Consider the following 26,690-nt stretch of genomic DNA (forward strand, 5'->3'; position numbering starts at 1 on the left):
ACATTGAAGGCTCCGGCTTCGGCCTGGGTGGCGAGACCCGCCTTAGCGGACGCATCCTCAACCGCGGACGACTCTATGCCTCTGGTAGCGCTAGCGTCTACCTCACAGGTTCTCTGATTAACCAGGGGATCTTGGAGTTGAATACGCTATTTGTGACTGGGCGGGAGCGTCGCACCCTCTGGTTAGGAGAAAATGCGCGTGCTAGTGTGCAAGTCATAGATCGCGCCACCTTAATAGGCAACAATTATCTTCCCAACGTCCAAATTGGTTCTAGTGGCTTACTCATTGTGCAAGATACTTTAGAGCTTGGCAGTGGACCGTTTAGTGGGGTGGAAAGAATTTTGGTAACAGGAGTGGTGCGTAGTCGCCTAAAGCATGCTCCGTCTACGTTTATCATGCCTGGCCTACGGCTCGAAGGCGTAAGTGGGGTCGATTCTACGCGTAGTCTACACATTGCCTATTATGGTCTAAGCACGCCAGCGTCTTTTTCTAACGCAACACTCGGCTGGTGGCGCTTTAGCCCTGTGGACTCTGCGACCACACCCACAGCGCAGCGGTTAATTTTGCCCTACAATCAGGCTGCTTTAGGTGGTATCTCAGAAGATTCGCTCTTTGTGTTTTATTCACCCGATGGGACAAGCTGGCAACTGTTTTCGGGCAGCTTAACACGAGACTCCGAGGCCAATACGTTCACGCTCCAGCAGGCTCCCCTGCGTGGTCTTTATGCAATTGCTCAAGCAAGTGCTTCTCCAATTGATGCGGTCCCTGCCTTACATGTGGAAATTGTAGGAAGGCCAACCTTACGTATCGGCGCCCCCAATCGTTATACCGTTTTGTATACGAATTTAGGTCGTGTACCCACAGGACCCATACTGATTCGGCTGCAGTACGACCCTGCGGCAATGCGGCTTGATTACGTAGAGCTCAGCCGTCTAAACGATGATGCGCCAATTAGACTACCCGCCGACAGTGTACTTATTGAACCTGGGCTGATTGTAATTTTAGGTCGCTCCTTAAATTTTGCTGAGACAGCTTCCTTTGATTTGGTTTTTACCGGCCTTCCTGGTGCCCTCAGCAAACGTGCCGCCTATGCAGAACCCCAGGCTCTACCAGTAATAGTGATAGGAACATTAGTATTAAATGCAGGAAAATTAGCAATAGCATGGGCAATATCGGGTCTCGTATCTGGCTATATCAACGACTTAATGACCACGTTCTTTTGCGAAGAGTTATGGGATCCGGTATCTCCAGATGCAGATGTCAAAAAAGAACTTTCTAAAGCCTTTGCAGATGCCCTTGCCAAAACAAACGCAGAATGGTTTTCATGGCAAAAAGTGAAGAATGAGATAGTAAACAATGTAAAAGATGAGATAAAAAATAAAGTTAAAGAAAATGTCATTCCTAAATATGTGCAAGAAATGCTTGAGGGTCCCATTAATGTCGCTTCCCTGGCTTATAACATACTAGAGTGTCTGTGGAAGGGAGCTAATCGGTGCATGAATCCTAATCCTAAGGTTAACGCCACCCCGCCCAAGCCAGAAAGATTAGAACTACCCCAAATTACGGGTTTAACTTCTCAAGGCGATTGCGGGGTGAATCTCAGCTATGAGCTACAGCCGATACGTTCTTGGGACCCCAATGAAAAAGCCGGGCCAGCAGGGATAGGTGAGGGGAACTATTTGAATGAAGTTGGGCGGTTGCACTATACGATTTTCTTTGAAAACCTAGCTACAGCTACAGCCCCAGCCTATCGTATTGTCATTGTGGACACGTTAGCAGCTGAACTCGACCCTGAGAGCGTCGAGTTTGGTAAAACGAGCCACAAAGGTTGGCAAATCACACGCCAAGGGAACGTCTTGCGCTGGGAAATTGAGGGCATTGAGCTACCGCCCAACGTTAACCCGCCTGAGGGTGAAGGGTTTGTGACGTTTTCTGTCCTGCCACGTCCAGGGGTAGTGGTTGATGGCACGCGGATTGAAAACCGGGCTACCATTGTTTTTGACATGAATCCGCCGATTATGACCAATACGGTTGTCAACACCTTCGACTTGTCGCCACCGGCCATCACACTGCTTCCCTTGCCAGAAGAGGTCAACCAAGATACCCTTGTGGTGCGTTGGCAAGCCCAAGATGCTGGCTCGGGCGTAGCGCGTGTATTCCTATTCCGTGCGATTGATGGGGGGCCTTTTGAGCAAGTGGCCACTGTGAGCGGCGAGGTGGATTCTGTGCGGATAGCTGTTGAGCCTGATCGCAGCTATACATTCTATGCCTTAGCGCAAGACTTTGTAGGTAATACCATGCAGCGGCGCTCTAACGAGGTAAGCACGCGCGTGGTGATTGTGAGCACCGAGAAAACGCCCGAAGCCTTGCCAGAACGCTTTGTGTTGGATGCGATTTATCCCAACCCCTTCCGGACGCATGTTACTTTCCGTGTAGGATTGCCTAAGCAAGAGCGGGTTCGGCTCGTCGTCTATGATCTACTAGGCCGGGAGGTAGGGCGCGTTGTAGACCAAGAGCTACCGGCGGGCTGGCATGAGCTGCGCTGGACAGAGCCTGAGCTGGCCAGTGGCTTGTACCTGGTGCGCTTCGAGGCCGAGCGCACGCAGCAAGTACGCACTTTCCTTAAGGTGCACTAAAAAGAGGCTCCAGTGGCTTGGGTCCTTTATAAAAACAGGGGCGGCAGGCTGAGCCTGCCGCCCCTGTGTCAATCTAGGCTTAGCCGATCTCAATGCGCCGCGCCTTGCTGGCCTCGGCCTTAGGTAGCCGAATCGTTAGCACTCCGTTTTCATACTTGGCTTCAATGCGTTTATCATCGACCGCCTTGGGCAGCGTGAAGCTCCGGTAGAAGCGGCCGTAGCTTCGCTCTATGCGAACATAGTTCGCCTTTTCCTCCTTCGTTTCTGTCTTCCGCTCGCCACTCACCGCCAGCGTGCCGTCTTGGTAAGTGATCGAAAGCTCCTCCTTATTCATGCCCGGCAAATCCAGGTGAATCAAATAGGCATCTTCAGTTTCGGCCAAATCTGCCCGTGGTACCCACACAACAGGGGCTTCCTCGGTTGCTTCAGCTTCGCGCCCAAAGAACGTATCGAACAAGCGGTCCATTTCCTGCTGCAAGCGGCGCAGTTCGGCCATCGGAGCAAAGCGAACCAAGCTTGTCATAGCACACCTCCTTGGGTTGGTTGACTAGGGTTCGTTTTCACCCCTATTAGCTATCAACCCCTGTGCCTAAGACGATTTTCCGACAGATTGGCACGCTCGCTAAACAATCATAGGGATACAACTTGTACAGATTATGCAGGGTTGGCAAGCGCTTTTCTCAAAAATGACGAGAAGAAGAGCGACAGGTTGTCTGAGTCTGCCAGGCGCGTTAACTTAAAGGGGTTTCGGAAGGACTTTCGGGCACCTAAATGTTTTTTAGGTCGTTGTGATGGGAGACTCCTTACGGAACCCAGCAGCACAAGGCCGCCGCATAAGGCTGGTAAACGATTTTTCAACCCATACACCCTAAGGTATGATGAACGCATTAACCTGCCGCCGCTGGAAGCATGCTCTAGGCCTCTTCACAGGAGGACTCCTGGCTTTGGTGTTGACAGGCGCCAATGGATGCTCCAGTGATCCCAACATTGAGGGCGCGAAGCTTGACCTGCGCAACAAAGACTACGCGCGGGCACTAGAGAACGTGGAAAAAGCCCTGCAGCGCAATCCGCAGAATGCCGATGCTTACGAGCTCAAAGGGCGCATTATTCTGGATATCCTCTCTAATCAGCAGAACATGCCCTTAGAGGCTCGGCGCGATACGGTAAAGGCGATGGTAGCTGCTTTTCAAAAAGCAATAGAACTGAATCCTAAGCTGCGCGAAGATGTGATTAACCAGCTCCGTTTTGCCTTTGTACGGGAGTTCCAAAACGGGGTCAATGCCTTCAACCGTGGGCGAGAAGATTCTACTTACTTTGTACGGGCCGCGACCTTTTTTGAACTGGCTACGCTGATCCAGCCTGACTCAGCGGGCGCTTATGTTAACCAAGCCTTTTCGCTATTGAACGCGGGGCGTCAGTCAGAATCGATTGCCCCCCTAGAAGCGGCCATTGCTAAGGGCGAAACCTCACTGGATGCTTACCTGATCCTGGCCGATTTATATCGGTTTCAAGGACAGCCTAATAAAGCTATTGAAGTGTTAGAGAAAGCCCGCTCGCTGTATCCAGATAATGCGGAGCTGCAGTCTCAGCTGCTTAATGCTTACGTGCAGGCGGGGCGCACCGACGAGGCTATGTCTATCTATGGCCAGGCAGTTGCCCAAGAACCCAACAACAAGCTCTATCGCTACAACTATGGCTCGTTGCTTTTAGAGGCTGGACGCTACGATGAAGCCATCGAGCACCTTAAAAAAGCCATTGAGCTGGACCCTGAGTACGCCAATGCCTATTACAACTTAGGGGCAGCCTACATTAACAAAGCTGTAGACGTCAACGAGAAAGCGATTGCGCTGGACGATAGCCTGAGGGCCAACCGCAGCCAGCTTTCTCGTGAGCAGCAACAGCAGCTTGAGGCCCAGATCGACCAGCTGGTTCGTGAGCGTCGTGCTTTGTTTGCTGAAGCTATTCCGCCGCTAGAGCGGGCGCGTTCGCTCATGGAAGCCCAGGGCGAAAACGTTGCTGGCATCTGCCGGGCGCTGTTTCAGGCTTACGTGCAAACCGACCAAACCGACAAAGCCCAAGCCGTTGCATCCTGTGCTGGACTAGAGGACAACAACGGAAACTAAAGCCATAGTTTGGCCCAAGGGAAGCCCGGGCGCTTGCCCGGGCTTCTGTTTTTTATGGCTCAGTAAGCCAGTAGCGCACGCGCAGCCTTGAGGATGTCTTCGTCTTGTGGCAGGACGGCATTTTCAAGCGGCTCGGCATAAGGAATGGGAGTAAAGGCTCCAGCTACGCGAGCGATTGGCGCATCCAAGTATTCAAAGGCCTTTGAGGCGATCTGAGCTGCAATTTCAGCGCCGAAACCAGCAAATTCATGGTCTTCGTAAACAACCAATACCCGATTGGTCTTTTGCACCGAAGCTAGAATCGTTTCGATGTCCAGGGGCACAATGGTGCGAATGTCAATTATTTCAATGGAAGCCCCATCTTCTTTGGCGATCCGCTGCGCTACATTTAGCGATTTATACACCATCAGGCCATAGGTAACGATGGTCAGATCACTACCCGACTGCACGACACGCGCCTTACCAAAGGGCAGTAAGTAATCGGCGTCTGGCTCAGGTGTACGCGCAGCAGCTGCGCGGTAAAGCGCTTTGTGCTCCAAAAACAGTACAGGGTCGTGCATGCGAATGGCTGTCTTGAGCAGCCCTTTGGCGTCGGCTGCATTGGAGGGCATGGCGATCTTATAGCCAGGCATATGCGCAAAAATGCCCTCAATGTTTTGCGAGTGGCATAGCCCCCCGTGGATATAGCCACCACAGGGCACGCGGATCACCAGCGGACACTCCCAGGCATTGTTTGACCGATAGCGGAACGGGGCTACCATGTTGCGCAGTTGCGACATGGCCGGCCAAATGTAATCGGCAAACTGAATTTCAATGACCGGTTTAAACCCTGAGGCAGCCAGTCCCACAGCTGTGCCAACGATCGATGCTTCGGCCAGCGGAGAATTGAAGCAGCGATGCGGGCCGAAACGCTCTGTAAGCCCACGTGTCGCAGTAAACACACCGCCTTTAGGCCCAGCCACATCTTCGCCATAGACCAACACGCGCTCGTCACGTTCCATCTCTTCATGGAGCGCATGGTTGATGGCATCCACCATGACAATTGGCTTACCTGAAGGCGTTGATTTTTCGTAGGTTAGATCAAGCGTTCCTTCAAAATACACATAACGGGTAGCCGATGCCGGATCCGGGTCAGCTTGCTGTTCAGCCCAGTGCGTAGCTTCGTCGACCTTGCGTCGCACTTCATGGCGCAGCTCTTCAATGCGGGCTTTAGTCAGCACACCCGCTTCGAGCAAGGCCTGCTCGAAACGCAAGATGGGATCAACTTGGCGGTCTTTTTCTAACTCTTCTGGCGTGCGGTATTTAGCATGGTTGTCCGATGAGGAATGCGGCAACAGGCGCACCACATCGGCCACCAAGCAGACGGGCCCTTTGCCAGCACGGATATGCTCCACGGCAGCACGCACGGCAGCATACGTCTGGAAAAAGTCCGTGCCATCGACGTGGATTCTTGCCAGGCCCTCATAACCCGCTGCCAGTTTGTAAGGATTGCCCCCCGCTGTTTGCTGCGCAACCGGTACCGAAATGGCGTAGTGGTTATTTTGAATAAAGTACAAAACTGGTGCTTTGATGCGGGCGGCCCAGTTGAGCGCCTCGTGGAATGATCCCTGCGAAGTAGCCCCTTCGCCTGCTGAGCAGTACACGTAGGCATCTTCGCCACGGCGCTGCACGCCCATAGCAAGCCCCAAGGCAGGTAAGAATTGAGACCCTACCGAAGAAGAGGGGGTTACAATATGTTTTTCGCGATCGCTATAGTGTGCAGGCATCTGGCGCCCGCCAGAGTTCGGATCGTTCGCCTTAGCTAAATGCGCTAGTAGCACGTCTTCAGGACGTCCGCCCAGCGACAGGTACATGCATAGGTCGCGATAGTACAGAATAAACCAATCGTACCCTGGACGGGAAAGCAGCCCAGCGGCTGCTTGTGCAGCTTCGTGGCCGGCACCGCCGATGTGGAAGAAGCCTTTGCCCTGCTTGAGCAACGTCAGCATCTTTTCGTCTAAACGCCGCGCCAGCAGCATCGTGCGATAAACACGCAGCAGGGTAGACACATCAAAGTCGGCAGGGCTAACTGGCCGAAGATCTAGATCACCTTCGCAGGCCCAAACTACTGCACTTTGCACCTGGCCATTAGCACCAGAGCGACGAACCACTGTTTCTGGAAGCGCTTCTTTTATGGTATGCTCGGATTTCTTTTTCCGGGGCATGGCATCACGGGGTTAGCTACCAGCAAGACAACGCCGGTGAATGCCGGCTTACCTAAGGGGCGAACGTGTGGAGGGCAGCGCACGTTCCGTAAAATCGTAAGGGTTGTGGATGCACCCTTTCAATTTACAAAGCCGTCGGCAGGCTTGCAAAACCTTAGGCACTCACCGGCTGGTCCGTTTCAGCGTAGGGCAGCTCAAACCAAAACCGTGTACCCCGCCCTACCGTACTTTCGACGTGAATGGCTTCCCCGTGGGCCTGTAAAATCTGCTTCACAATGCTGAGTCCTAAGCCCGTACCCCCACTGCGGCGAGAACGATCGGGGTCCACGCGATAGAAGCGTTCAAAAATGCGATCTAGATGCTCTTCGGGGATACCCCTGCCGGTATCGACCACCTCCACCTGCACTTTGTCGCGCCGGCGGCGCAGCCGGCAACGGACGTAGCCTTCGTCGGTGTAGGCAATCGCGTTGTCGATCAAGTTGGTGAGTACCTGACGAATGCGTTCGCGATCGGCCCGCACGTAAAGGGGGCTGTTTTCGGCATGAATAATCAGTCCTTTCTCCTCGGCCTTTGGCCGGAGCATCTCAACAACCTCGTCGAGCAGTTCTTGTAGGTTAAAAACTGCAGGATGGATGAGATCAGCGCGATACTCCAAGCGGGCAATTTCGATTAGATCGTTAAATAGATTATTTAGGCGCTGTAGGTTCTGCAGGGCCTTTTCCGCATAGCGTTTGCGCACTTCAGGTTCTAGCGTAGGCGAAGCCAAAGCTTCCAGATAGCCCCCGATTGAGAAAATGGGGTTGCGCACTTCATGGGAGATGTTACCGATAAACTCGGTCTGCAAACGTGTTAAGCGCTGCAGCTCGGCAATTTTTTCGCGAAAACTATCCGACATCTTGTTGAGGTGGTGGGCCAAGTCCTGAAACTCAGCAGCCCGGGTATGCACCTGTATTTTTTCGTCAAAGTGCCCTTCAATGATGTTGCGAGCGCTGTTGCGAATGGCATGTAGGGGTCCCGTAACCTTTTGGGTAGCAATCCAACTGCCCAGGAGCGCTAGTAGCAACGCTGCCAGCATACCTACCAGTAACGTCAGCTCCATTTGCTGGGCCAGTTTAAAAAGAACGGGCTCTGGCTGGCCCAAACGCAGCACCCAGGCTGAAGCTGGACGGTAAAGAACCACGTACAACCAACGCTGGCCGTCAGGGTGTAGGCGTTCGAAAAAGCGCACCGGCCTTTCAGTATCGACATCCATCCCCAGCCGCGCACGAAGGTTTTCGCCTTCAAGCGGGCGATCCGCTTCACTATCCCAAAGCACTGTTTCGCCGCGGGCCAAGGTCAGATGCACTTCCGTCACGCGGCTGTAGCTACGTGCCAGCGCAACCGCTTCTTCAGGCGTTGGGGCCTGTTCCAATTGGGTAAGCAAGCGTTCAGCTTGCGTACGCAGCGTCTGTTCCATCGCGCTGCGGAGCTGGCCATGCAGTACCAGACCAGTGTACAGGCCGGCGCCCACCACGGCCAGCCCCACAAAGAGCGCAAAGGTTAGAAACATCCACGTGCGCACCGGCGCCCGCGTAGGGAAAATCCATCGCCAGAGCCGATAGAGCACGTAGCGTAAGCCTTTTGGGCGTAGATACTTACGCGATCGGTTCATCCTCCTCAACAAAGCGATACCCTACCCCACGCACCGTCTGAATATGCTTGGCAAAATCGCCCAGCTTTTCCCGAAGATTCTTGATATGTGCGTCGACGGTGCGTTCGGTCACCATCATGGCATCTTTCCAGATACGCTCAAGCAACTCCTGGCGTGTAAAGGCTTTGCGCGGATGCCGAACCAGATAGCGCAGCAGCTCGAACTCTGTCAGTGTCAGCCCTAGGTCTTTGCCCCGCAGGGAAGCCCGATATTCGTCCTCGTAGATGGTCAGGTCCTTTACCTGCAGCGTTCGGCTTTCTTCAACGCCAGCCCGACGCAAGACCGCTTTAATGCGTGCCAGCAACACCGGCAACGCCACCGGCTTGGTTAGGTAATCATCCCCCCCCATCATCAGGCCTCTCACTTGATCTTCCTCCTCACTTTTAGCCGTCAGGAAAATGATAGGGATATGTTCGGTTTCGACGCGCGAGCGCAAACGGCGGCAAACTTCGTAGCCGTCTAGACCTGGGAGCATAATATCAAGCACAATCAGGTCAATTTCGGAAGTTGCCTTGCGCAACGCTTCCTCGCCGTCATAGGCCTTCTCGACCTGAAAGCCCTCCTGGTTTAGAAAGTGGCTGATGACCTCGACGATGTCTTCTTCATCGTCAACCACCAGGATTTTGATTTCCGAAGGTTCTGCTGTCCGAGGCATGGTTGATATACCTTGCTTAGGTGGGAAAAACCGCTCGCTTCAACGCTAGAGTGTAAATATAAGTTTTCTTCAAATGTTTTCCATACAGGGCTCTGCGCTCGGGAGCGTTTCTTGATAACATCGAGGCACGCGCCGAGCAACGCCGCAACTGAGTTCATAAGGAATGGTGTCGGCCCAGGCCGCAACCTCCATAATGGAAGGGCCGCCTTCACCAAACAGCACGGTCTCTTCGCCTTCCTGCACATCGGGGGCTGCATCAGGTGCACCCAGGTCAACCATGAGCAAATCCATACACACAGCACCTACAATCGGAAACTGTTGTCCCCGAATGCCTACCCGGCCGCGGTTGGACAAGCGGCGGGGCACGCCATCACCATAACCCGCGCCAACAACAGCAATGCGGCGCCAGTCGGGGGCTGCCCAGGTGCGGCCGTACGAAATCGTGGTTCCGGGTGGTACCGTCCGCACCTGCACCACACGCGAAACCATGCGCATGACAGGTCGGAGTCCAACATGACGCAACAGTTGGGGATGGGACGTGTAGCCGTAAAGCGCTGCGCCCACCCGTGCCTGTTGCCGCGGACTGTGCCAGTAGGTTTCTGGCAACCGAAGCAGCGCACTGCTATTGGCGATGTGGATTGCCTCAAAGTCGTCACCAAACTGGCGGCAAAGCTGCTCAAAGCGTTCAAGCTGCTGATACAAGAAGGTGTCTTGCGGATCGTCGGCCGTAGCTAGGTGCGTCCAGAGTCCGACCAGGTGGACGGCGGGGGTCTGTGCTAGCTGGCGTACTATAGAGGGCACTTCGCTGGGCCATAGGCCAAGCCGTCCCATACCGGTATCGACTTTCACATGCACGCGTAGCAAGCCTAAGCGTGGCGCCGCTGTGCAGACAGCCTCGGCAACGGCCGGCGACGCGACCGTCACGTCGAACTGCTGAGCAGCACATACGGGAAGGTCTTCTGGAAACGCTACGCCCAAAACCAGAATCGGGGCCTCCACACCCGCTTCACGCAAGGCAAGGGCTTCCGCAACCCGCGCTACGGCAAAATGACGAACACCAACGTCCTGAAGTGTACGAGCCACCGGCACCAGCCCATGTCCATACGCATCGGCCTTCACGACAGCCATTAGCGTGGCCGGACCTAGCCGCTGCTGCAACAACTGTGCATTATGCCGAAGATGCGGCAGACAAATTTGAACGAGCGTAGGAGTATGCAACACTGTAAGCATCCCTGCTGCAAACGCCGCGCGGCTCACGCTCGGCAAGCAAAAAAGATCCTGCCTGAGGCACAACCTGTAGCCATACCTTAAGGTTTAACGGCAGACCATCGCAGCAAACCGCCCACCATGGTGACCTCTACGCCTTGGGTTTCGGTAATCATCGTGTCTTGGAATGCCCGGCATTTACTCGAGCAATGCCTGCCTTCGGTTGTAGCGACCGATTATCCTCACCTCGAGATCATTTTAGCGGACAACGGCTCTACCGATGGATCTGCTGAATGGGTAGCTACCCGGTTTCCAACTGTACGCATTATTCGCCATCCTGAAAATTGGGCCTTCTGCCGTGGAAACAATGCGGCTATCCCCCATGCGCGAGGGGACTACATTGTGCTCCTCAATAACGACGTTGAAGTCCCCCCAAACTGGCTTTGGCCCTTAGTGCATCGCATGGAGGCCGATCCGCAGCTTGGCGCCGTGCAACCCAAGCTCCGCCAGTATCATCGCCGAACCCACTTTGAGTACGCCGGGGCAGCAGGAGGTTTTTTAGACCGTTTTGGATATCCGTTCGCGCGCGGGCGCATTTTCGATACTGTAGAGCCCGACGAAGGGCAATACGACAATCCTGGACCTATCTTCTGGGCCACAGGAGCTGCCATCATGCTTCGCCGCAGCGCGCTCGAGCAGGTCGGATTGCTGGACGAGCAGTTTGTACTCCACATGGAAGAGATCGACCTGTGCTGGCGATTGCAACGTGCAGGGTATCGTATTGAGCTCGTACCCCAAAGCGTTGTCTACCATCTGGGCGGAAGTTCTCTCCCCCCTCACGATGCCCGCAAGACGTACTTCAACTTCCGCAACAGTCTACTTTTGCTGTATAAAAACCTGCCGCCGGCCGAATGGCACCGAACGTTCCCGCTGCGCATCTTGCTCGATGGGATAGCCTTTTTGCGCTTTCTTTTTCTAAGGCGCTGGAAAGATGCCTTGGCGGTTATCAAAGCCTATCACGATGCCCATCGCCTTAGCCGGCATTACCGGCAAATGCGCCCAAAGGATAACGAGCTGGTGGTGTTACCCTCCTATCGAGGCAGCATTGCTTGGGACTACTTTGTGCTACGCCGACGGCGCTTTCAGGACCTTCCTGCACGACGCTGGCTTACGTCGGCGCACTGAGCTGCCGCCGCAGTTGCAGGTGCTCGTAACGTACGGCAAAGCCTACGGCCCCTAGCACCAACAGCATCCCCAAAAGAGAAAACGGTGATGGCATTTCATGAAAAAGTACATAAGCCAAAATCGAGGCTCCTACAGGCTCTAGCAGCGACAGCAATCCCAGCCAGGCTGCTGGCAAGTACTTAACACTGTAGTTAAACGCACCATGACCTAAAATCTGGGGCCCTAGGGCCATAAGTGCACAAAGTCCGTAAAAGCGCAAACTGTAGCCGGTTAGCGGTGTTTTTAGCAACAAGGCCAGTATAAGTGCAGTCAAAGCGGCCGCTAAGTAAAGTAAGAAGACGTACGGCAGCCAAGCGGTCTGCTGTCGCACTACGCGGCCAATCAAAAGATACAGGCTCACCAAGAGCGCGCCACTTAATGCCAGCATATTCCCTAAAAGCGGCTTGCGGCCAGCAAAAGCCTGCACATGATCCCCCCAGCTCATTAGCATCGCACCCAGCACGGCCATACCGATTGCAAGCACAACAGGCATCGAAAGCCGCTCTTTAAGTAACGCAAACCCCAAAGCTGCCAAAAACACTGGACTTAAACATACCAGCACCGAGGCACTAGCCACCGAAGTGTAAAAAAGCGAGAGAATCCAGACCACAAAATGCAGCCCTAAGAAAACGCCGGCCAGCAAGATCAGCATCAGCTCACGGAGACCATAGCGAAGGCGCGCTATAGGACGCAGGGCAGCTGGGGCAAGGAGGCCAACGGCAATGCCTGTACGCCAAACGGCAATAGCCAAACCAGGTGCTTCATCCCCTACCAGGCGCACCAGGATGGGACTAATCGCAAAACTGAGCAATCCCAGCGCCAGGATAGGATAGACGCGAAAAGGGACTGCGGCCCGATCCATAGGTAGGACAGCTCTGCTTTACCGCAGCCGGTGCATCGACTGCAGCAACGCTAGGTCATGCTCAATGCCGCGTCGGGCCAGCCTCAAAAACAGGTAAGCGATGAGCGGCAGTGCTAACCAAAACAACCGTTCCCAAAGTATGCCTTCGGTCGTCCGCACGCCTAAAGCCCCCCCAACGTATAACCCACCCAAGTACAGCGCGCTCAGCAGCAGAACGCCAAGTTGGGCCAGTACCACCAGTTTGCGCTGGCGCGAAAGCTGACGGTATAGGAAAATCAACCCTACCGTTCCAAGCGCAAGTACAGCACCCAAGGCACGCACCAGCAGCACGAGCCAGCCTGGGCCGGCCAGGGCCAGCAGTTGCCCAGGAACCGGCGCTAGCACCAGCAATCCCAGCGCAGCAGCTGCCAGGAGTAAATACAAAGATTGCACGCGTTGAATCATAGCGATATCCTACCCGACAAAAAAGCCCCGCCAATGCAGGGCTTTTACCTAAACAGGCCGCATCCCTAACTACAGTGCAGTTGGGCTTTCAGGGCGTGCGGAGTAGTTAATGCGAAGCGTACCTGCTTCGCGCAGTTCTTGCTGCACATCATAAACCAACTTCATTTTGGCATCCTGGTCGATGCGCAGCGATACAATCAACTTGGGTTGTTCAACTAGCTTGTTATACATAACCGTACGGATGAGCGTTAGATCATCAATCAACGCATCGTCGATCTGCACCCGCTGCTCCCCTAGACGCCCATCCGGCAGTTTTCTTGGGCCGATATAGATATAGGAAAGCAGGCGTTTTTGATCTATTTTGGTGAGTGCTTCAGCGTGTGGAAGTATCGTTCGCACCATAACCGTAGTCTCCCGAAGCACGGTGCTGACCATGAAAAAGATCAGCAACAAAAAGATAATGTCCGGGAGTGAAGCCGTAGGAATTGCAGGCTTGGTGTCGCCTGTCTTTTTCTTAAAATGCTGTGAAGCCATAATTTCTTAGCCGCAGTCCGGTTCAGCTACTGAAATTTGCGCGGGGATCATTTCACGCACCTGATTTTTTTCATCGGCCCCCAGCGTTACACGGTAGGCATTGTAGTTTGGATAACCCAGCTTGCGTGCCTCAGCGTCCCAAAGCTCAAAGTATCCCATCCAAACTTCATCGAGTACCTGAATGTAGGTGTTATACGCCGTCTCACAGTCTGTCTTAATAGAGACCACTGCTTTCTGAGGGCTCTCGGCGTAGTTCGGATCGACCCCGTTGTTTGTCAGGTGCTTTTTTACTTCCTCACGAATTTGAGGCACCGAAGCCAGCTTGTCTTCAATCAGGACCTGTCCCTGCGCATTCACCAAAATCTTCAACATGTTCCGCTCTCGCACAGGGGGCGGCTCCTGATTTTCTTCCAGCTTGGGTGGCAGCGTCATTCCGATCCCTGCATCCGCATCAATTGTCGTTGCCACTAGGAAAAAAATCATCAGCAGGAAGGCAATATCGGCCATCGAAGCCGTTGGGATCTCTGCCTCCACGCGCTTTTTCTTTTTCAGCAATCCAGCCATAGCCCAACCTCAAAAGCTCAACAGGTTGCGAACACCCGAAAACAACAAGGCAAGCACTGCCAGCCCAAACATGATCATTAGCGTGATGACCCCTGCTTGGGCCCAACTAGCCACGCTGAACCCCAAAATCAGCATCAGCAAAACGGGCAGTACCACAATTAACATCGAAATCGGGCTGATCTTGCCATACGTTAAGTTACGTAGCCCAAAAATGGCCTGCCCTACCAAGGCTAGAGCCAGCAAGATCAACGCAACCCAAATCGATAAAGCAACAAGCGTATCCATAGGGGTATCCCAATATTCTTCACTGCTGTGGCTCTGCTTTCTTCTCACGTGTCGTCAGCGGCTGACCGCTTTGCATCAACACCAACGAATCGATCAGCTCAATAGAGGCCTCTTCCATGTCGACCACAATCCGGTCGATCTTGGAAACCGAATAGTTATAGAAAAACTGCAACGTAATGGCCGCGATTAGACCAAAGACTGTAGTTAACAATGCTACCTTAATACCACCGGCAACCAAGCTGGGCGAAATGTCTCCTGCACGTTCGATTGCATCAAACGCCTGCACCATACCGACTACAGTACCCAGGAAGCCAAACATAGGTGCCAGCGAGATAAAGAGCGACAGCCACACCAGTCCACGCTCCAAAAAGCTCATTTCAATCGAACCATACGAGACAATCGCTTTCTCCACTGCCTCAATACCTTCATCGGCACGCAACAGCCCAGCCTGAAAGACCGACGCTACGGGGCCACGTGTCTTAGCACACACCTCCTCGGCTGCCTGAATCCCTCCCTCTTCAAGCGCCTTTTTAACGTTTACAATAAACTTGCGCGTGTTGATGTCTGCCAAGTTCAGCGTAATAATGCGCTCAAAAGCAATGGCCAATCCAATGATCAGCGAAACCAGGATCGGCCACATGAACTCTCCCCCCTCATTGAAACGTTGCACCAGCACGTTGATGAACCCTTCGTTTCCCGCAGCAGCCTGGGGCAGCATCAGCAGCAGTTCCATGGACGATTTCCTCCTTGTTCTGTCATGTACATCCTAATCATACTTGCATACCGCTTCCCTGTCTCTAATGCAGGGTCAGCAACAGTTACCATATTACCGATTTTTATCGGCAGAGTCAATCCCAGCACATTGCTCGACATCACTTAAAGCCATGTCCACTTCTATCATATCCCCCAGCGCTTTTTAGATTTACACCAAAACACTCTCTTAGCGCACAAAATTCGCAAAACGTTTCTATAGCTACCAAACGTCAAAGATACGCATTCGTACCGGTTTATACTGCTGACGAACATGACCAGGTTTGCTGGCGCAGCTGGCGTCCATGCTGTAACTTGGGATTTTGAGCTTAGTGCGCTTGTGGCATGCGACGCCTGTTACAGGTTTTGCTATTGTTGGGCTTAGGGTTGTCCTTTATAGCCCTCGGCTTACGTTATGTACTTCGAGGAGCGATAACTCCCAAACCCACGGTATTCCTACGCGGGTTAGCTGCGCCGGTTATGCTCAGCGAATTACCTGGACACGTGCTTCACCTGAGTGCTCAAAGTGCATCCGATGCTTGGCAGGCTTTGGGTTATGCGCATGGTCGCTGGCATGCTTGGCCACTGCTGCTTTGGCGCCAAGCCGCGCTGGGCAGACAAGCCGAATGGTTTGGATCCTTTGTCTTGCCTTTTGACAGCCTGATCCGCATGCTACAACTGCCTGCAACTTCACAACAAGCTTTTGAGCAACTGCCGCAAGCTACCCGTCGGGTTTTAGAAGCCTACAGCACCGGGCTTAATGCTGCTTTACAAGAACAGGACGTCCGTTTGCGTGATGAACTCGTCCTGCTTAACCTTTCCGTTGAGCCTTGGCAACCCTGGCATAGCCTAGCCCTCGAGCGGTTACTGGCTTTGCTGGCCTTACCTGACTCCATCGACGCAGCGCTCCCTTTGCTGGCGCCTTTGCGTGCCTGGCTGCACCTGTATGGATCGCAACACAGTGTAGCCTGGGTGCACACAAGTTCGGATCAAGGGCCTGTTTTTTTTCAGCGCCACGTCTACGGGAACCTGGCATTACCGTTTTTTCAAGAAGTGATTTTAAGCTACGAGGGCTCCAGACGCTGGCTTGTAACCGTTCCAGGCACGTTGCTTTTTCCAGCGGGGCAAACGGAGCACCAAGCGTGGTGTGTATTTCTAACCTCCCATCGGGCACGCACCGAGCAGCACCCTCGTGCATCCCTACCGCTCCAGCCGGTATACGAACGCCTAAGGCTCCCTTCGGGCGACGAACACCTCCTGCGCATGGAACAGGCCGATGCGTACTTGGTCCTTCGTGAACTGGCGCCAGATACCGTGCGTGTACTTTGGTGGCCGGGACTACAGCCCGTGAGCGATCTACCGGCCTGGCTGGCCTTGCTGGCCGACAGTGAGGTCACCTTTCAGCTGTTCGACGGTAGTGGCCTGCGCATAGACGCTACCGGACAGCCCGTAGTGCTCGGCACACCACCCGTGATAGAGCCTATCCCTGGTGGCCTCTTGGTTGGTCAAACCCCATGGCATCGTTACTTAGCCAGACGACTCCGTGAGCTACCGCTAAGCCCTAACCCCCCCTCTGAAGACCACCACAGCCTTTGGGCAGCTGAACAGCTGTCCCTGCTGCTCACCCTGATCGACTCGCTGCACACAACCGATACCTTACTGCAAGAGGCGTATACTTTCCTGCGTAATTGGGACGCTACCTACCATCGTGCGAGCATTGGGGCTACCCTCTTCGATGCATGGCTAGCGCACTACCAAAGCCGATACGACTCCCTCCCCCCCCTCAGCCTTCCCGATAGTAGCCTTCGCGTTCAGCTTCGACAAGCGCTGCATGTCGCCTTGCAAGATGCCGTCTCGACCCTGCGGAAAAGCCTAGGCACTGACCCCAACCGCTGGCGCTGGGAGCATGCTCAACCGTTACGCCTAACCTTTCCGGTATGGGCCTACCAGGCTAATCTACCTGCCGCCAATCGCTATGCGCCCGTACTCCTCCCCGGCGAAGGTCATCCTTCAACACTGCGCTGGAACCCCTCAGCGCTGTTAAGTGACCGACCCGCACCAGCCCATTGGGAGGGATGGACCTACTTCCCCCACAGCCAACGCTTTTACGTGCGCCGCTGGTGGCCACAGCCCGACCGCTTCTTAGGACGCTACCGCATGCCTAACCCCGAGCCCCAAATACTCCCGCTGGACCCGACGCTGACGCCCATACAACAGACTACACTGCGGCCTCTCCGTTAATGACGGACTTAGCGATTCAGTCGATTGTGCACCAACTCCTCAACAACCGACGGATCGGCCAGCGTAGATACATCGCCCAGGTCTTGATATTCGTTGGCCGCTATCTTCCGCAAAATGCGCCGCATGATCTTGCCCGATCGCGTCTTCGGTAATGCCGGTGTAAACTGCAAGAGGTCGATCGTAAAAATTGGCCCAAGCACATTACGCACGTGCTGAATCAGCGCGTTGCGCAAGACGTCGGTGGGTTCATACCCCGCCTTGAGCGTCACAAACGCATAAATCCCTTGCCCTTTGACCTCATGTGGATAGCCTACGACGGCCGCCTCTGCTACTGCCTCGTGCAATACCAATGCGCTTTCGACTTCGGCGGTACCTAAACGGTGTCCCGACACGTTGATCACATCGTCCACCCGTCCCACAATCCAGTAATACCCATCTTCGTCGCGTCGCGCCCCATCACCCGTAAAGTACATCCCTGGGAAACGCGTAAAATAGGTCTCAACAAAACGATCATGCGCACGGTAGACCGTACGCATCTGCCCTGGCCAAGAATCTAAAAGAACCAGCATACCGTCGGCCGGCCCTTCTAGAATGTTTCCGTCGTGGTCCACAATGGCCGGACGCACCCCAAAAAACGGCAGCGTAGCCGATCCGGGCTTAAGCGGCGTAGCTCCTGGTAGCGGCGAAATCATAATGCCACCGGTCTCGGTCTGCCACCAAGTGTCTACAATCGGACACCGCTCCTCACCAACTACCCGATAATACCATAACCACGCTTCGGGGTTGATCGGCTCACCCACAGTGCCTAAAAGGCGCAGCGACTTGCGACTGGTTTTTTTCACCCATTCATCTCCTTCTCGCATCAGGGACCGAATTGCCGTAGGCGAGGTGTACAGCGTATTCACTTGGTACTTGTCGACTACCTGCCAAATGCGTGAAGGGTCGGGATAGTTCGGTGTGCCTTCAAAGAGCACCTCGGTAACACCGTTCGCCAGTGGACCATAAACAATGTAGCTGTGACCGGTCACCCAGCCAATATCGGCTGCACACCAGTACACATCCCCATCGTGATAGTCGAAAATGAGCTGGTGTGTGAGCGAAGTAAAGACCAGGTACCCCCCGGTTGTGTGCACCACGCCTTTGGGCTTCCCTGTAGAGCCTGAGGTGTACAGGAAAAAAAGCGGGTCTTCGGCATCCATCACCTCAGGAGGGCATTCTGCCGAAACGGTTTGCATTTCTTCGTGGTACCAGTGGTCGCGCCCCTCTACCCAAGGGATGTCGCCCCCAGTACGGCGTACCACAAGTACGGTCTTAACCTCTGGGCAACGCGCAAGCGCCTTGTCGGCGTTTTGCTTGAGCGGTACGCGGCGCCCAGCACGCAGGCCTTCGTCGGCTGTAATCAGGTATGCCGACTCCCCGTCAAGTATGCGATCGGCCAGTGAGTCCGGCGAAAACCCACCAAAAACGACTGAATGAATAGCCCCAATGCGCGCGCAGGCCAGCATGGCATAGACAGCTTCCGGTATCATCGGTAGGTAGATGGTCACCCGGTCACCTTTCTTTACCCCATGCTTTTTGAGCACATTGGCTAGGCGACACACCTCCTCATAGAGCTGCCGATAGGTGATGGCTTTGCCTGGCTCATTGGGATCGTCTGGCTCCCAATAGAAAGCTACCTGCTCAGCCCGCGTTGCTAGATGACGGTCAATGCAGTTATAAGCTGCATTCAGCTTGCCCCCCTCAAACCAGCGAATGTAGAGGTTGGCTGGGTCAAAGGAAGTGTTTTTCACGGTATGGAAAGGCGCAAACCATGTGATACGCTGGGCCTGTTCTCGCCAAAAGCCTTCAGGATCTTGAATGGAGCGCTCATACAGCGCCCGGTATTGCTCCATAGAGCGAATATGGGCACGCCGACGAAACGCTTCCGAAGGCGCAAAAACCAACCCTAGTCCCGAATAAGCAGCAGTCGCATTGAGCGTTTCTGAAATACCCATAGCACACCAACGGTTGATGATCAGGGGGTTTCTCGGTCCTGGTGGTACAACGGCAACGGTTTACAGATTTTACAAAAAATAACCTTCAAAAACGACTGGTCAAAATCAAAACGGAACCGCTCTCATGAAGCCGTGAGAAAACGGCAAGTAACGATAGCTTAACAGTTCGATCATCATGAGCTAATCTCTCCAAGGGATCTTTTTAGCGATCCTACATAACTTTTATTGTGTCATTTCTATGAAGCTTCGGCTACAGGTACTGTTTGCCCTCATTGGACTTGGAAGTGTCTGGCCTGCCTGGGCGCAGCATAACGGTATCGTCGAAGGACGTGTGGTGGATGCCCGTAGTGGTGAGCCCCTTATTGGGGTTCACGTCGTTGTCGAAGGAACTTCGATGGGCACCACGACCGACCTGGAGGGACGCTTTGCGCTACCCCTACCTGCTGGGACGTATACCCTTGTTTTTCAGTACCTCGGCTACCAGCCCTACCGTGTCGTCAACGTGCGCCCAGAAGCCGGGCAGCGCATAGCGCTCTCGGTAGCTCTTTTGGAAGCTTCGCTGCAAATGGGCGAAGTGGTGGTAGAAGCACAGGCCATTCGCAATACCGAGGCTGCCCTACTCACCATGCAACGCAAGGCGCCTGCCATTAGCGACGGCATGGCAGCTGAACAAATGCGTCGCGCCCCAGATCCTACCTCGGCCGACGCACTACGCCGAATTACAGGGGTTTCAGTGCTCGGGGGCCGCTACCTCTACGTGCGTGGAACCCCCGAACGCTATTCGGTGGCCCTTCTCAACGGTGCTCCTTTAGCGGGGACCGAACCCGACCGCCGCAGCTTTGCTTTTGACCTGATTCCAGCAGAGCTGCTAGATAATACGGTCATCCAAAAGGCCTTTACCCCCGATCAGCCCGGCGATTTTGCCGGTGGCGTGGTGCGCCTAGAAACGGTAGACTTCCCTACCGACCTTCTTGTGCGGCTAAGCAGTTCAGGTGCTTGGAACGCAGCTGCCACAGGACGCACGTTTTGGACCTATCCGGGAAGTCGTTTCTGGGGAATCGACGACGGGCGGCGGCGCCTGCCCAAGCATTTCCCAGAAAACCTGGCCGCCTTACCCCTAAGCGAACGCCACCAAGTTGCCCAAACTTTGCCTAACATCTGGACGCCCAAGCCAAGCCGAGCCCCAGCCAATTTCAACCTCGGCTTTTCGATCGGCGACGGAGCACGCCTTCTAGGCCGTGCCTTTGGATTTGTGGCCGCCGCCTCCTATCGCAACGGCTATACGGTCGAAGATCTTGTGCGTCGTGAATATGAAGCCTCGGGAGATTTGCGCTTCGATTACCGTGGCCAACGCCATGCTTTCTCTACCCTTTGGGGTGGGTTATTGAACGTAAGTCTGCGCCTGGGCAACGCGCACCGGTTGAGCTGGCGCAACACGTATACCCGCTCAGCCGAAGACGAAGTCATTCGACTTTATGGCGTGCAGTACACCGATGCAGGGACCGAGCAGCACCAAACCGCTTTGCGTTTTACCAGTCGCGGGCTCTACACAGGACAGCTGGACGGCGCCCACTTTTTCGCGTCCCTTGGACGGCTGGAGCTGGGCTGGAGCGCACGCTACAGCCGTTCTAATCGCAACGAACCTGACTACCGCCGCTACCTCTACGCCCGAGAATTGGGCTCCGATGGTCCTTTTGCGGCCGTGCTGGGCTTTCAGGCCAATCTCAAAAACGGTGGCCGCTTCTATTCGGAAATGGACGAAACCACCCGGGGCTTTGGCCTGGACCTGCGTAAGCCCATTGGGGACTTGCGACTCAGCGCTGGAGGAGGGTGGGAAGACCGTGATCGCAATTTCTGGGCGCGCCTTATTGGCGCGGTCATTAATGCACCAGGCAACGGCTTTACAGACTTCCGCTTACTCTACCTACCGCCCGACTCGCTATTCCATCCGGAAAACTTTCGCCGAAACGGTTTGGCCCTCGACGAATACCGCAACGGTACCAATCGCTATCGGGCTGGATCGGAGCTCATCCATGGCTATGTTATGTTCGACTGGCCCCTTCAGCTAGCACCGGGCCACACGCTGCGCATGGTCGGCGGCTTGCGTTTGGAAGATGCTGACCTCTGGGTAAAAACCCGTGACTTTTCGGATCAGATGGATGTCTTGATCCAACAGCAAAAGCTGGACTTGTTACCTGGCCTTAACCTGACCTATAGCCCAGGCGAGCACACAAACCTGCGTCTGGCCTGGAGCCGTACAGTCAACCGGCCAGAACTCCGTGAGTTGGCGCCTTTCACGTACTTCGACTTTCAGACGCAAACTTCAGTACGCGGCGACGCTGCATTGCGTCGCGCCTCAGTGCACAACTGGGACCTACGTTGGGAATACTATCCAGGCATCGGTGAGCTGATTGCCTTAGGACTGTTCTACAAGCACTTGCGCAACCCAATTGAGCAGGTTATCGTCTCGGGCAGTGCTTTGGGGTCGGAGCGCACGTTTGCCAACGCTGATCGGGCAGTAAACAGTGGCTTTGAGTTCGAAGTGCGCTTGGGCTTGGAGCGCCTTTTGGGCTCCTGGGCAAACCCGCTGCGGCTCCAGCTGAATTACGCCTGGATTCACTCTCGCGTCTTTGTACCTGGAACGGAAACAACCATCGCGCGCGAAAACCGACCGCTGCAGGGGCAATCACCCTATATCCTCAATACCGGTCTACTCTATGAAAGTGGCCCTTTAAGCCTAAGTTTACTCTATAACCGCATTGGCAGTCGCATCGTCGAAGTGGCTACCGCCTACGAGGAAGACGTCATCGAAGTGCCCCGCGATATTGTAGACCTCTCCCTTACCTATCAGCTCACCCGCTTTCTGGGCGTTCGCCTAAGCGGTCGCGACCTGCTGGCGCAACCGCAACGCTTCATGCAAGGCGGCAAATTGGCCCGAGAAAATAGCCGCGCAACCGTATGGTCGCTAGGTTTTACGGGCCGCTGGTGACCTCATAACACAGCGTTAACGTCTCCTTTATCCAGGATTTACACAGACATCGTAGTCTGTTTCGACCCTAAAAAATCAACCTCAAACTGCAATGCGACGTTTTGTACTACTTTTAAGCGCTGTATTTGTCGCGTTTGAAAGCGCCCCAGCATGGGCGCAGCTGGCTCGCGTCGACAGCGTGTTAGAAGGACGCATCACCCGTAACCTGACGCTCCAGGCCAATAAACGGTATCTGCTGCGCGGCTTTGTCAACGTGGATCCACCAGCAACATTGACGATTGAGCCTGGGACTGTGATCTACGGTGAAAAAGAAACTAAAGGAACGCTCATCATCAATCGGGGAGCCAAAATCATCGCCGAAGGGACGCCGCAGCGGCCGATTGTCTTTACCAGCCAGCAACCTCCTGGCCAGCGCGGTCCAGGTGACTGGGGTGGCATTATCATTGCAGGCCGGGCACCCATCAACGTTCCAGGCGGCACCGCCGAGATCGAAGGCGGCACAGGCACGGTCTACGGCGGCGGCGCAAACCCCGATCCTGAGGACAATTCCGGCGTGCTGCGCTACGTACGCATCGAGTTTGGCGGCATTGCTTTCTTGCCCGATAATGAGATCAACGGGCTCACCCTGGGTGGTGTAGGTCGGGGTACAACCATCGAATATGTACAGGTAAGCTACGTTGGAGACGATGCCTTTGAGTTTTTCGGCGGCACGGTTAACGCCCGCTATCTAATCAGCTATCATAACGTAGACGACGATTTCGACACAGATTTTGGCTATCAGGGCCGCGTGCAGTTTGCGCTCGCTGTGCGGGATCCGAACATCGCAGATATTGGCGGATCGAACGGCTTTGAGTCCGACAACGACGGCACAGGAACCACCAATCAACCGCGCACTGCACCCGTGTTCTCGAACGTGACCCTTATCGGTCCAGCTGCTACTGCCCAGACGTCCATCAACCCGAACTTCCGGCGCGGCATGCACATCCGACGCGCCTCGCTGCTTTCGGCTTACAACAGTATTGTGATGGGCTGGCCCGACGGCATCTTGCTCGATGGTACCACAACCACCACAGCCGCACGTGATGGGGAGCTCGAGCTGCGCAACATGATCCTGGCCGGCATTCGCAACAACCCCCAAGTCAAAACACAAAATCCACCTGCAGGCTTCGACGGATTGACATGGTTTCAAACCAGCGGATGGGGCAACCAGATCTTTGCCAATACAGCGGACGTTGGTCTCGTCAATCCCTACCCTGCGCAACCACGCGATTTCGATCCTCGCCCCAACACCAACGCGCCAGCAGCTACAGGAGCTAGCTTTAGCTGGACTAAACTACAAGACCCGTTTTTCCAACAGGTTGACTACATCGGGGCTTTTGCGCCCAACGAACGCTGGGACCTACCGTGGGCGAATTATGACCCCCAAAACACCAACTATGATGTACCGACAGCCATCACACCTTCCGAGCCAATGGGTTCGTTTACCCTCTGGCCCGTTTACCCGAATCCAGCGCGTGAAGCCGTAACGGTACGCTTCATGCTGACGCGGCCTTCTGAAGTGCACCTGCGGGTGTATGACCTACTCGGACGTCAGGTTGCCGTACTGCACGAAGGCTTTCACACAGCCGGCATGCACGAAGTCACCTGGTCTACAAGTGCCTTGCCAGCCGGTCTGTATGTGGTACAGCTAGAAGCTTCCGGACAGGTCGCGCTGCAAAAACTAACGCGCCTCCCCTAAAAGGAAGCGTTCTGCTGCATAAAGAAAACAGAGAGCTTTCCCCCCGGCTCTCTGTTTTCTTTATTGCGCGAACCCAATTTTCACACAGCTACTGCAGCTGCTCGGTCTTGTAGCATGCGGCGCAGCAGCTCGTCGGTTGCATTCGCATAGTCTCGAGCACCACGGGAGTAGGGGTCTTGCGTAAAGACGGTTGAGCCATCCTCGAATGATTGGGCCAGCGATGCGCTCGTACGAATGACCGTCTCTAAGACCCGATCTCCGTAGCGTCGACTCAGATAGCGACGATAAAGCTGATGGGTGCGCTTGCGCGCGTCCACTTGGGTAAAGAGAAACAAGGGGGGATGCAAGGTAGGATTCAGCTTTTCCCGTACCAGATGGACGGTTTGTGCCGTTTGCTCTGCACCCAACACGGGCTGATACTCTGGAGTTACCGGAACAAGCACATGCTGGCTAGCCACCAGTGCGTTGAGGCTGTAAACCGTAACCGCTGCTGCGGTATCAAAAATGACCACATCGTAGTCTACCCCCCCTTTGGCCAACGCCTCTTTAGCCCAAAACACATCGGTAGGACGGTTAAGCTGCCGCATCACCCGTGTCAACCCTGTCGAGGAAGGCAGCAAGTCAAACCCCCCTACGCGATGGCGCTGCACCTCTTGGAGCGAAAGCGATGGGTTAAATAACGCCAGCACAGAAGCTTCTTCTGGCGGCTCAGGGATCCCCATAACACGGGTAAGAAACCCCTGCGGGTCTAGATCGATCACCAACACGCGGTGGCCACTTAGCCCTAGCGCAGCAGCTACGTGAATCGCTGTGGTCGTCTTACCCGTTCCTCCCTTATGATTACAAATGGTTAATGTTATCATGCGTAAGCAACCCTTTAGAAACTCCCTCCGCAACGTGGAAATTAGCCTGCAGCTTAGGCTGTGTCAAACATCAGGCCACAAGCATATTGGATACCTAACCCATAAAGCCACGGACATATGAAACTACGCGTACCGTTCATCTTGGCCTCGCGCTCGCCTCGCCGGCATAAGCTCCTGGCCCAGCTTGGGCTGGATTTTGAGGTGCATCCTAGCGATCTAGATGAACAGGCCACCCTTTACCAACCGCCAGACCAATTGGTCGAACACCTGGCTTTAGCAAAAGCGCGCCTAGTAGCTCCACGCTTTCCTGAAGCCCTCACGCTTGGAGCGGATACGATCGTGGTCATTGATGGCACGGTGCTCAACAAACCTGCCGACGCTGCAGAAGCCCGTGCCATGCTCCGACGCTTGAGTGGTCGCACCCATACCGTTTATACCGGTCTGGCCCTGCTGCATCCTGTCAGCAAACGGGAAGTTACTGCCAGCGAAGCGACCCGTGTAAGCTTTGCCCCTTTGAGCGACGAAGAAATTGAAGCCTATATTGCTACGGGCTCGCCTTTAGACAAAGCAGGTGCTTATGGCATTCAAGACGACTACGGTGCGGTCTTTATTCGGCGTATTGAAGGGGACTATTACAATGTGGTTGGGCTGCCTTTACATCGCCTTTACCGGCTTTTGCGTACACATTTTGCTGATCTGCTGCTCTCGTGAAAATCGTGCATAAGGAAACCCTGCACTCTCTAAGGCATTGTGCAGCGCGCTATCTGGTGGTTTTTTACGACCATGGCCGATACCCTGACAGTTGGTCTGGTGCAAATGCGCTGCAGCGAAGATCCAGAGCAAAACCTGCAGCGCGCTATCGAAGGCATTCGCGAGGCAGCCCAGCAAGGCGCGCAAATCGTTTGCCTACCCGAGCTTTTTCGCACGCCCTATTTCTGCAAGCACGAAGACCCAGGTTATTTTCAGCTCGCCGAGCCGGTACCCGGACCAACCACCGAGCGTTTGGCGCAGCTGGCCATGGCACTTAACGTAACCATCTTGGCAAGCCTATTTGAAAAGCGCACCGATGGCCTCTACCATAACACCCTTGCTGTGCTTGATCCAAGGCGGGGATACTTGGGCAAATACCGCAAAATGCACATTCCGCACGACCCGCTCTTTGAGGAAAAATTTTACTTCACGCCAGGCGATTTAGGCTTCCGAACGTTCGACACTGCTGGAGTGCGCATTGGAACGCTCATTTGCTGGGATCAATGGTTTCCGGAAGCTGCACGCCTAACGGCCCTTCAGGGAGCCCAGGTGCTTTTCTACCCTACAGCCATTGGCTGGCTTCCAGAAGAAGAAGCCACCGAAGGGGCTGCGCAGCATGAAGCCTGGGAACTGGTGCAACGTGCACATGCCATCACCAACGGCTGCTATGTGGTGGCCGTCAACCGAACGGGCTTTGAGCCTGCTCCCCCTGGGGCCCCTTCACGGGGCATTCGGTTTTGGGGCCAAAGCTTTGTAGCCGCACCAGACGGTACCGTACTGGCACGCGCCCCCATCGATGAGGAGGCTGTTTTGGTGGTAGCGCTGGACTTACGGCGCCTGGACGAAGTGCGCACGATTTGGCCGTTTTTCCGCGATCGCCGTATCGATGCCTATGGAGACCTTAGCCGACGTTTTCTGGACGACACCCCCTAACGCAT

The 26,690-nt window shown here is 54.6% G+C and carries 21 protein-coding genes; 8 read left to right on the forward strand and 13 right to left on the reverse strand.

Annotated features, from left to right (window positions below):
• The coding region (locus tag J8E65_RS09145) for a T9SS type A sorting domain-containing protein (RefSeq protein WP_210375468.1) at positions 1 to 2,636 on the forward strand (2,636 nt) is incomplete at its 5' end.
• A 79-nt stretch (positions 2,637 to 2,715) separates the two neighbouring features.
• On the opposite strand, the gene J8E65_RS09150 is transcribed toward J8E65_RS09145, so the two are convergent.
• Positions 2,716 to 3,159 carry an Hsp20/alpha crystallin family protein gene (locus J8E65_RS09150; protein WP_210375469.1) on the reverse strand — a complete coding sequence of 148 codons (444 nt, stop codon included), beginning with the start codon at positions 3,157 to 3,159 and terminating at the stop codon, positions 2,716 to 2,718.
• Between the two features lie 352 nt (positions 3,160 to 3,511).
• Here J8E65_RS09150 and J8E65_RS09155 point away from each other — a divergent pair, with 352 nt between their 5' ends.
• The gene (locus J8E65_RS09155) at positions 3,512 to 4,759 is read left to right on the forward strand and encodes a tetratricopeptide repeat protein (RefSeq protein ID WP_237181849.1); all 1,248 of its coding nucleotides are present in this window, start codon (positions 3,512 to 3,514) and stop codon (positions 4,757 to 4,759) included.
• Between the two features lie 59 nt (positions 4,760 to 4,818).
• On the opposite strand, the gene J8E65_RS09160 is transcribed toward J8E65_RS09155, so the two are convergent.
• From J8E65_RS09160 to alr, 4 genes are all read right to left on the reverse strand, one after another.
• Positions 4,819 to 6,963 (reverse strand): alpha-ketoacid dehydrogenase subunit alpha/beta, encoded by a 2,145-nt coding sequence (locus J8E65_RS09160; RefSeq protein WP_210375470.1) that lies wholly within the window; start codon positions 6,961 to 6,963, stop codon positions 4,819 to 4,821.
• Positions 6,964 to 7,117: 154 nt separating this feature from the next.
• On the reverse strand, positions 7,118 to 8,614 hold the full coding sequence (locus tag J8E65_RS09165; protein WP_237181850.1) for a sensor histidine kinase: 1,497 nt from the start codon (positions 8,612 to 8,614) through the stop codon (positions 7,118 to 7,120).
• Complete coding sequence (locus tag J8E65_RS09170) at positions 8,598 to 9,308, reverse strand: response regulator (protein WP_210375471.1); 711 nt, start codon at positions 9,306 to 9,308, stop codon at positions 8,598 to 8,600. Before J8E65_RS09170 ends, J8E65_RS09165 begins: the two co-directional genes overlap by 17 nt.
• A gap of 69 nt (positions 9,309 to 9,377) precedes the next feature.
• Entirely contained in the window at positions 9,378 to 10,538 is a 1,161-nt protein-coding gene (alr, locus tag J8E65_RS09175) for an alanine racemase (RefSeq protein WP_237181852.1), read from the reverse strand.
• Between the two features lie 117 nt (positions 10,539 to 10,655).
• On the opposite strand from alr, the gene J8E65_RS09180 reads away from it, so the two are divergent.
• Positions 10,656 to 11,699: a glycosyltransferase family 2 protein gene (locus J8E65_RS09180; RefSeq protein ID WP_237181854.1), complete on the forward strand. Its 1,044-nt coding sequence runs from the start codon at positions 10,656 to 10,658 to the stop codon at positions 11,697 to 11,699.
• Here the strand turns inward: J8E65_RS09180 and J8E65_RS09185 are convergent.
• The 6 genes from J8E65_RS09185 to J8E65_RS09210 form a co-directional block, all read right to left on the reverse strand.
• Entirely contained in the window at positions 11,683 to 12,600 is a 918-nt protein-coding gene (locus J8E65_RS09185) for a DMT family transporter (RefSeq protein WP_210375472.1), read from the reverse strand. The genes J8E65_RS09180 and J8E65_RS09185 overlap by 17 nt on opposite strands.
• A gap of 18 nt (positions 12,601 to 12,618) precedes the next feature.
• The gene (locus J8E65_RS09190) at positions 12,619 to 13,032 is read right to left on the reverse strand and encodes a DUF4293 family protein (protein WP_341481754.1); all 414 of its coding nucleotides are present in this window, start codon (positions 13,030 to 13,032) and stop codon (positions 12,619 to 12,621) included.
• 81 nt (positions 13,033 to 13,113) lie between these two features.
• Positions 13,114 to 13,578 (reverse strand): ExbD/TolR family protein, encoded by a 465-nt coding sequence (locus J8E65_RS09195; RefSeq protein WP_210375474.1) that lies wholly within the window; start codon positions 13,576 to 13,578, stop codon positions 13,114 to 13,116.
• Between the two features lie 6 nt (positions 13,579 to 13,584).
• Positions 13,585 to 14,142: an ExbD/TolR family protein gene (locus tag J8E65_RS09200; protein WP_210375475.1), complete on the reverse strand. Its 558-nt coding sequence runs from the start codon at positions 14,140 to 14,142 to the stop codon at positions 13,585 to 13,587.
• A 9-nt stretch (positions 14,143 to 14,151) separates the two neighbouring features.
• Positions 14,152 to 14,427, reverse strand: a complete 276-nt coding sequence (locus J8E65_RS09205; protein WP_210375476.1) for a hypothetical protein — start codon at positions 14,425 to 14,427, stop codon at positions 14,152 to 14,154.
• 19 nt (positions 14,428 to 14,446) lie between these two features.
• Complete coding sequence (locus tag J8E65_RS09210) at positions 14,447 to 15,160, reverse strand: MotA/TolQ/ExbB proton channel family protein (RefSeq protein ID WP_210375477.1); 714 nt, start codon at positions 15,158 to 15,160, stop codon at positions 14,447 to 14,449.
• A gap of 497 nt (positions 15,161 to 15,657) precedes the next feature.
• On the opposite strand from J8E65_RS09210, the gene J8E65_RS09215 reads away from it, so the two are divergent.
• Entirely contained in the window at positions 15,658 to 17,418 is a 1,761-nt protein-coding gene (locus J8E65_RS09215) for a penicillin acylase family protein (protein WP_210375478.1), read from the forward strand.
• Positions 17,419 to 17,426: 8 nt separating this feature from the next.
• Here the strand turns inward: J8E65_RS09215 and acs are convergent, their stop codons facing one another.
• A complete protein-coding gene (acs, locus tag J8E65_RS09220) occupies positions 17,427 to 19,412 on the reverse strand; it encodes an acetate--CoA ligase (RefSeq protein ID WP_210375479.1) in 1,986 nt (661 codons plus the stop codon).
• 238 nt (positions 19,413 to 19,650) lie between these two features.
• On the opposite strand from acs, the gene J8E65_RS09225 reads away from it, so the two are divergent.
• Together J8E65_RS09225 and J8E65_RS09230 are read left to right on the forward strand one after the other, a co-directional pair.
• Entirely contained in the window at positions 19,651 to 22,401 is a 2,751-nt protein-coding gene (locus tag J8E65_RS09225) for a TonB-dependent receptor (RefSeq protein WP_210375480.1), read from the forward strand.
• A 91-nt stretch (positions 22,402 to 22,492) separates the two neighbouring features.
• Positions 22,493 to 24,139 carry a T9SS type A sorting domain-containing protein gene (locus tag J8E65_RS09230; RefSeq protein WP_210375481.1) on the forward strand — a complete coding sequence of 549 codons (1,647 nt, stop codon included), beginning with the start codon at positions 22,493 to 22,495 and terminating at the stop codon, positions 24,137 to 24,139.
• An 80-nt stretch (positions 24,140 to 24,219) separates the two neighbouring features.
• On the opposite strand, the gene J8E65_RS09235 is transcribed toward J8E65_RS09230, so the two are convergent.
• Positions 24,220 to 25,002 carry a ParA family protein gene (locus J8E65_RS09235; RefSeq protein ID WP_210375482.1) on the reverse strand — a complete coding sequence of 261 codons (783 nt, stop codon included), beginning with the start codon at positions 25,000 to 25,002 and terminating at the stop codon, positions 24,220 to 24,222.
• 117 nt (positions 25,003 to 25,119) lie between these two features.
• Here J8E65_RS09235 and J8E65_RS09240 point away from each other — a divergent pair, with 117 nt between their 5' ends.
• Together J8E65_RS09240 and J8E65_RS09245 are read left to right on the forward strand one after the other, a co-directional pair.
• Positions 25,120 to 25,713 carry a Maf family protein gene (locus tag J8E65_RS09240; RefSeq protein WP_210375483.1) on the forward strand — a complete coding sequence of 198 codons (594 nt, stop codon included), beginning with the start codon at positions 25,120 to 25,122 and terminating at the stop codon, positions 25,711 to 25,713.
• 72 nt (positions 25,714 to 25,785) lie between these two features.
• A complete protein-coding gene (locus J8E65_RS09245) occupies positions 25,786 to 26,685 on the forward strand; it encodes a carbon-nitrogen hydrolase (protein ID WP_210375886.1) in 900 nt (299 codons plus the stop codon).
• The last annotated feature ends 5 nt before the right edge of the window (positions 26,686 to 26,690 follow it).

It is taken from the genome of Rhodothermus bifroesti, from assembly GCF_017908595.1.
Taxonomy (GTDB): domain Bacteria; phylum Bacteroidota; class Rhodothermia; order Rhodothermales; family Rhodothermaceae; genus Rhodothermus; species Rhodothermus bifroesti.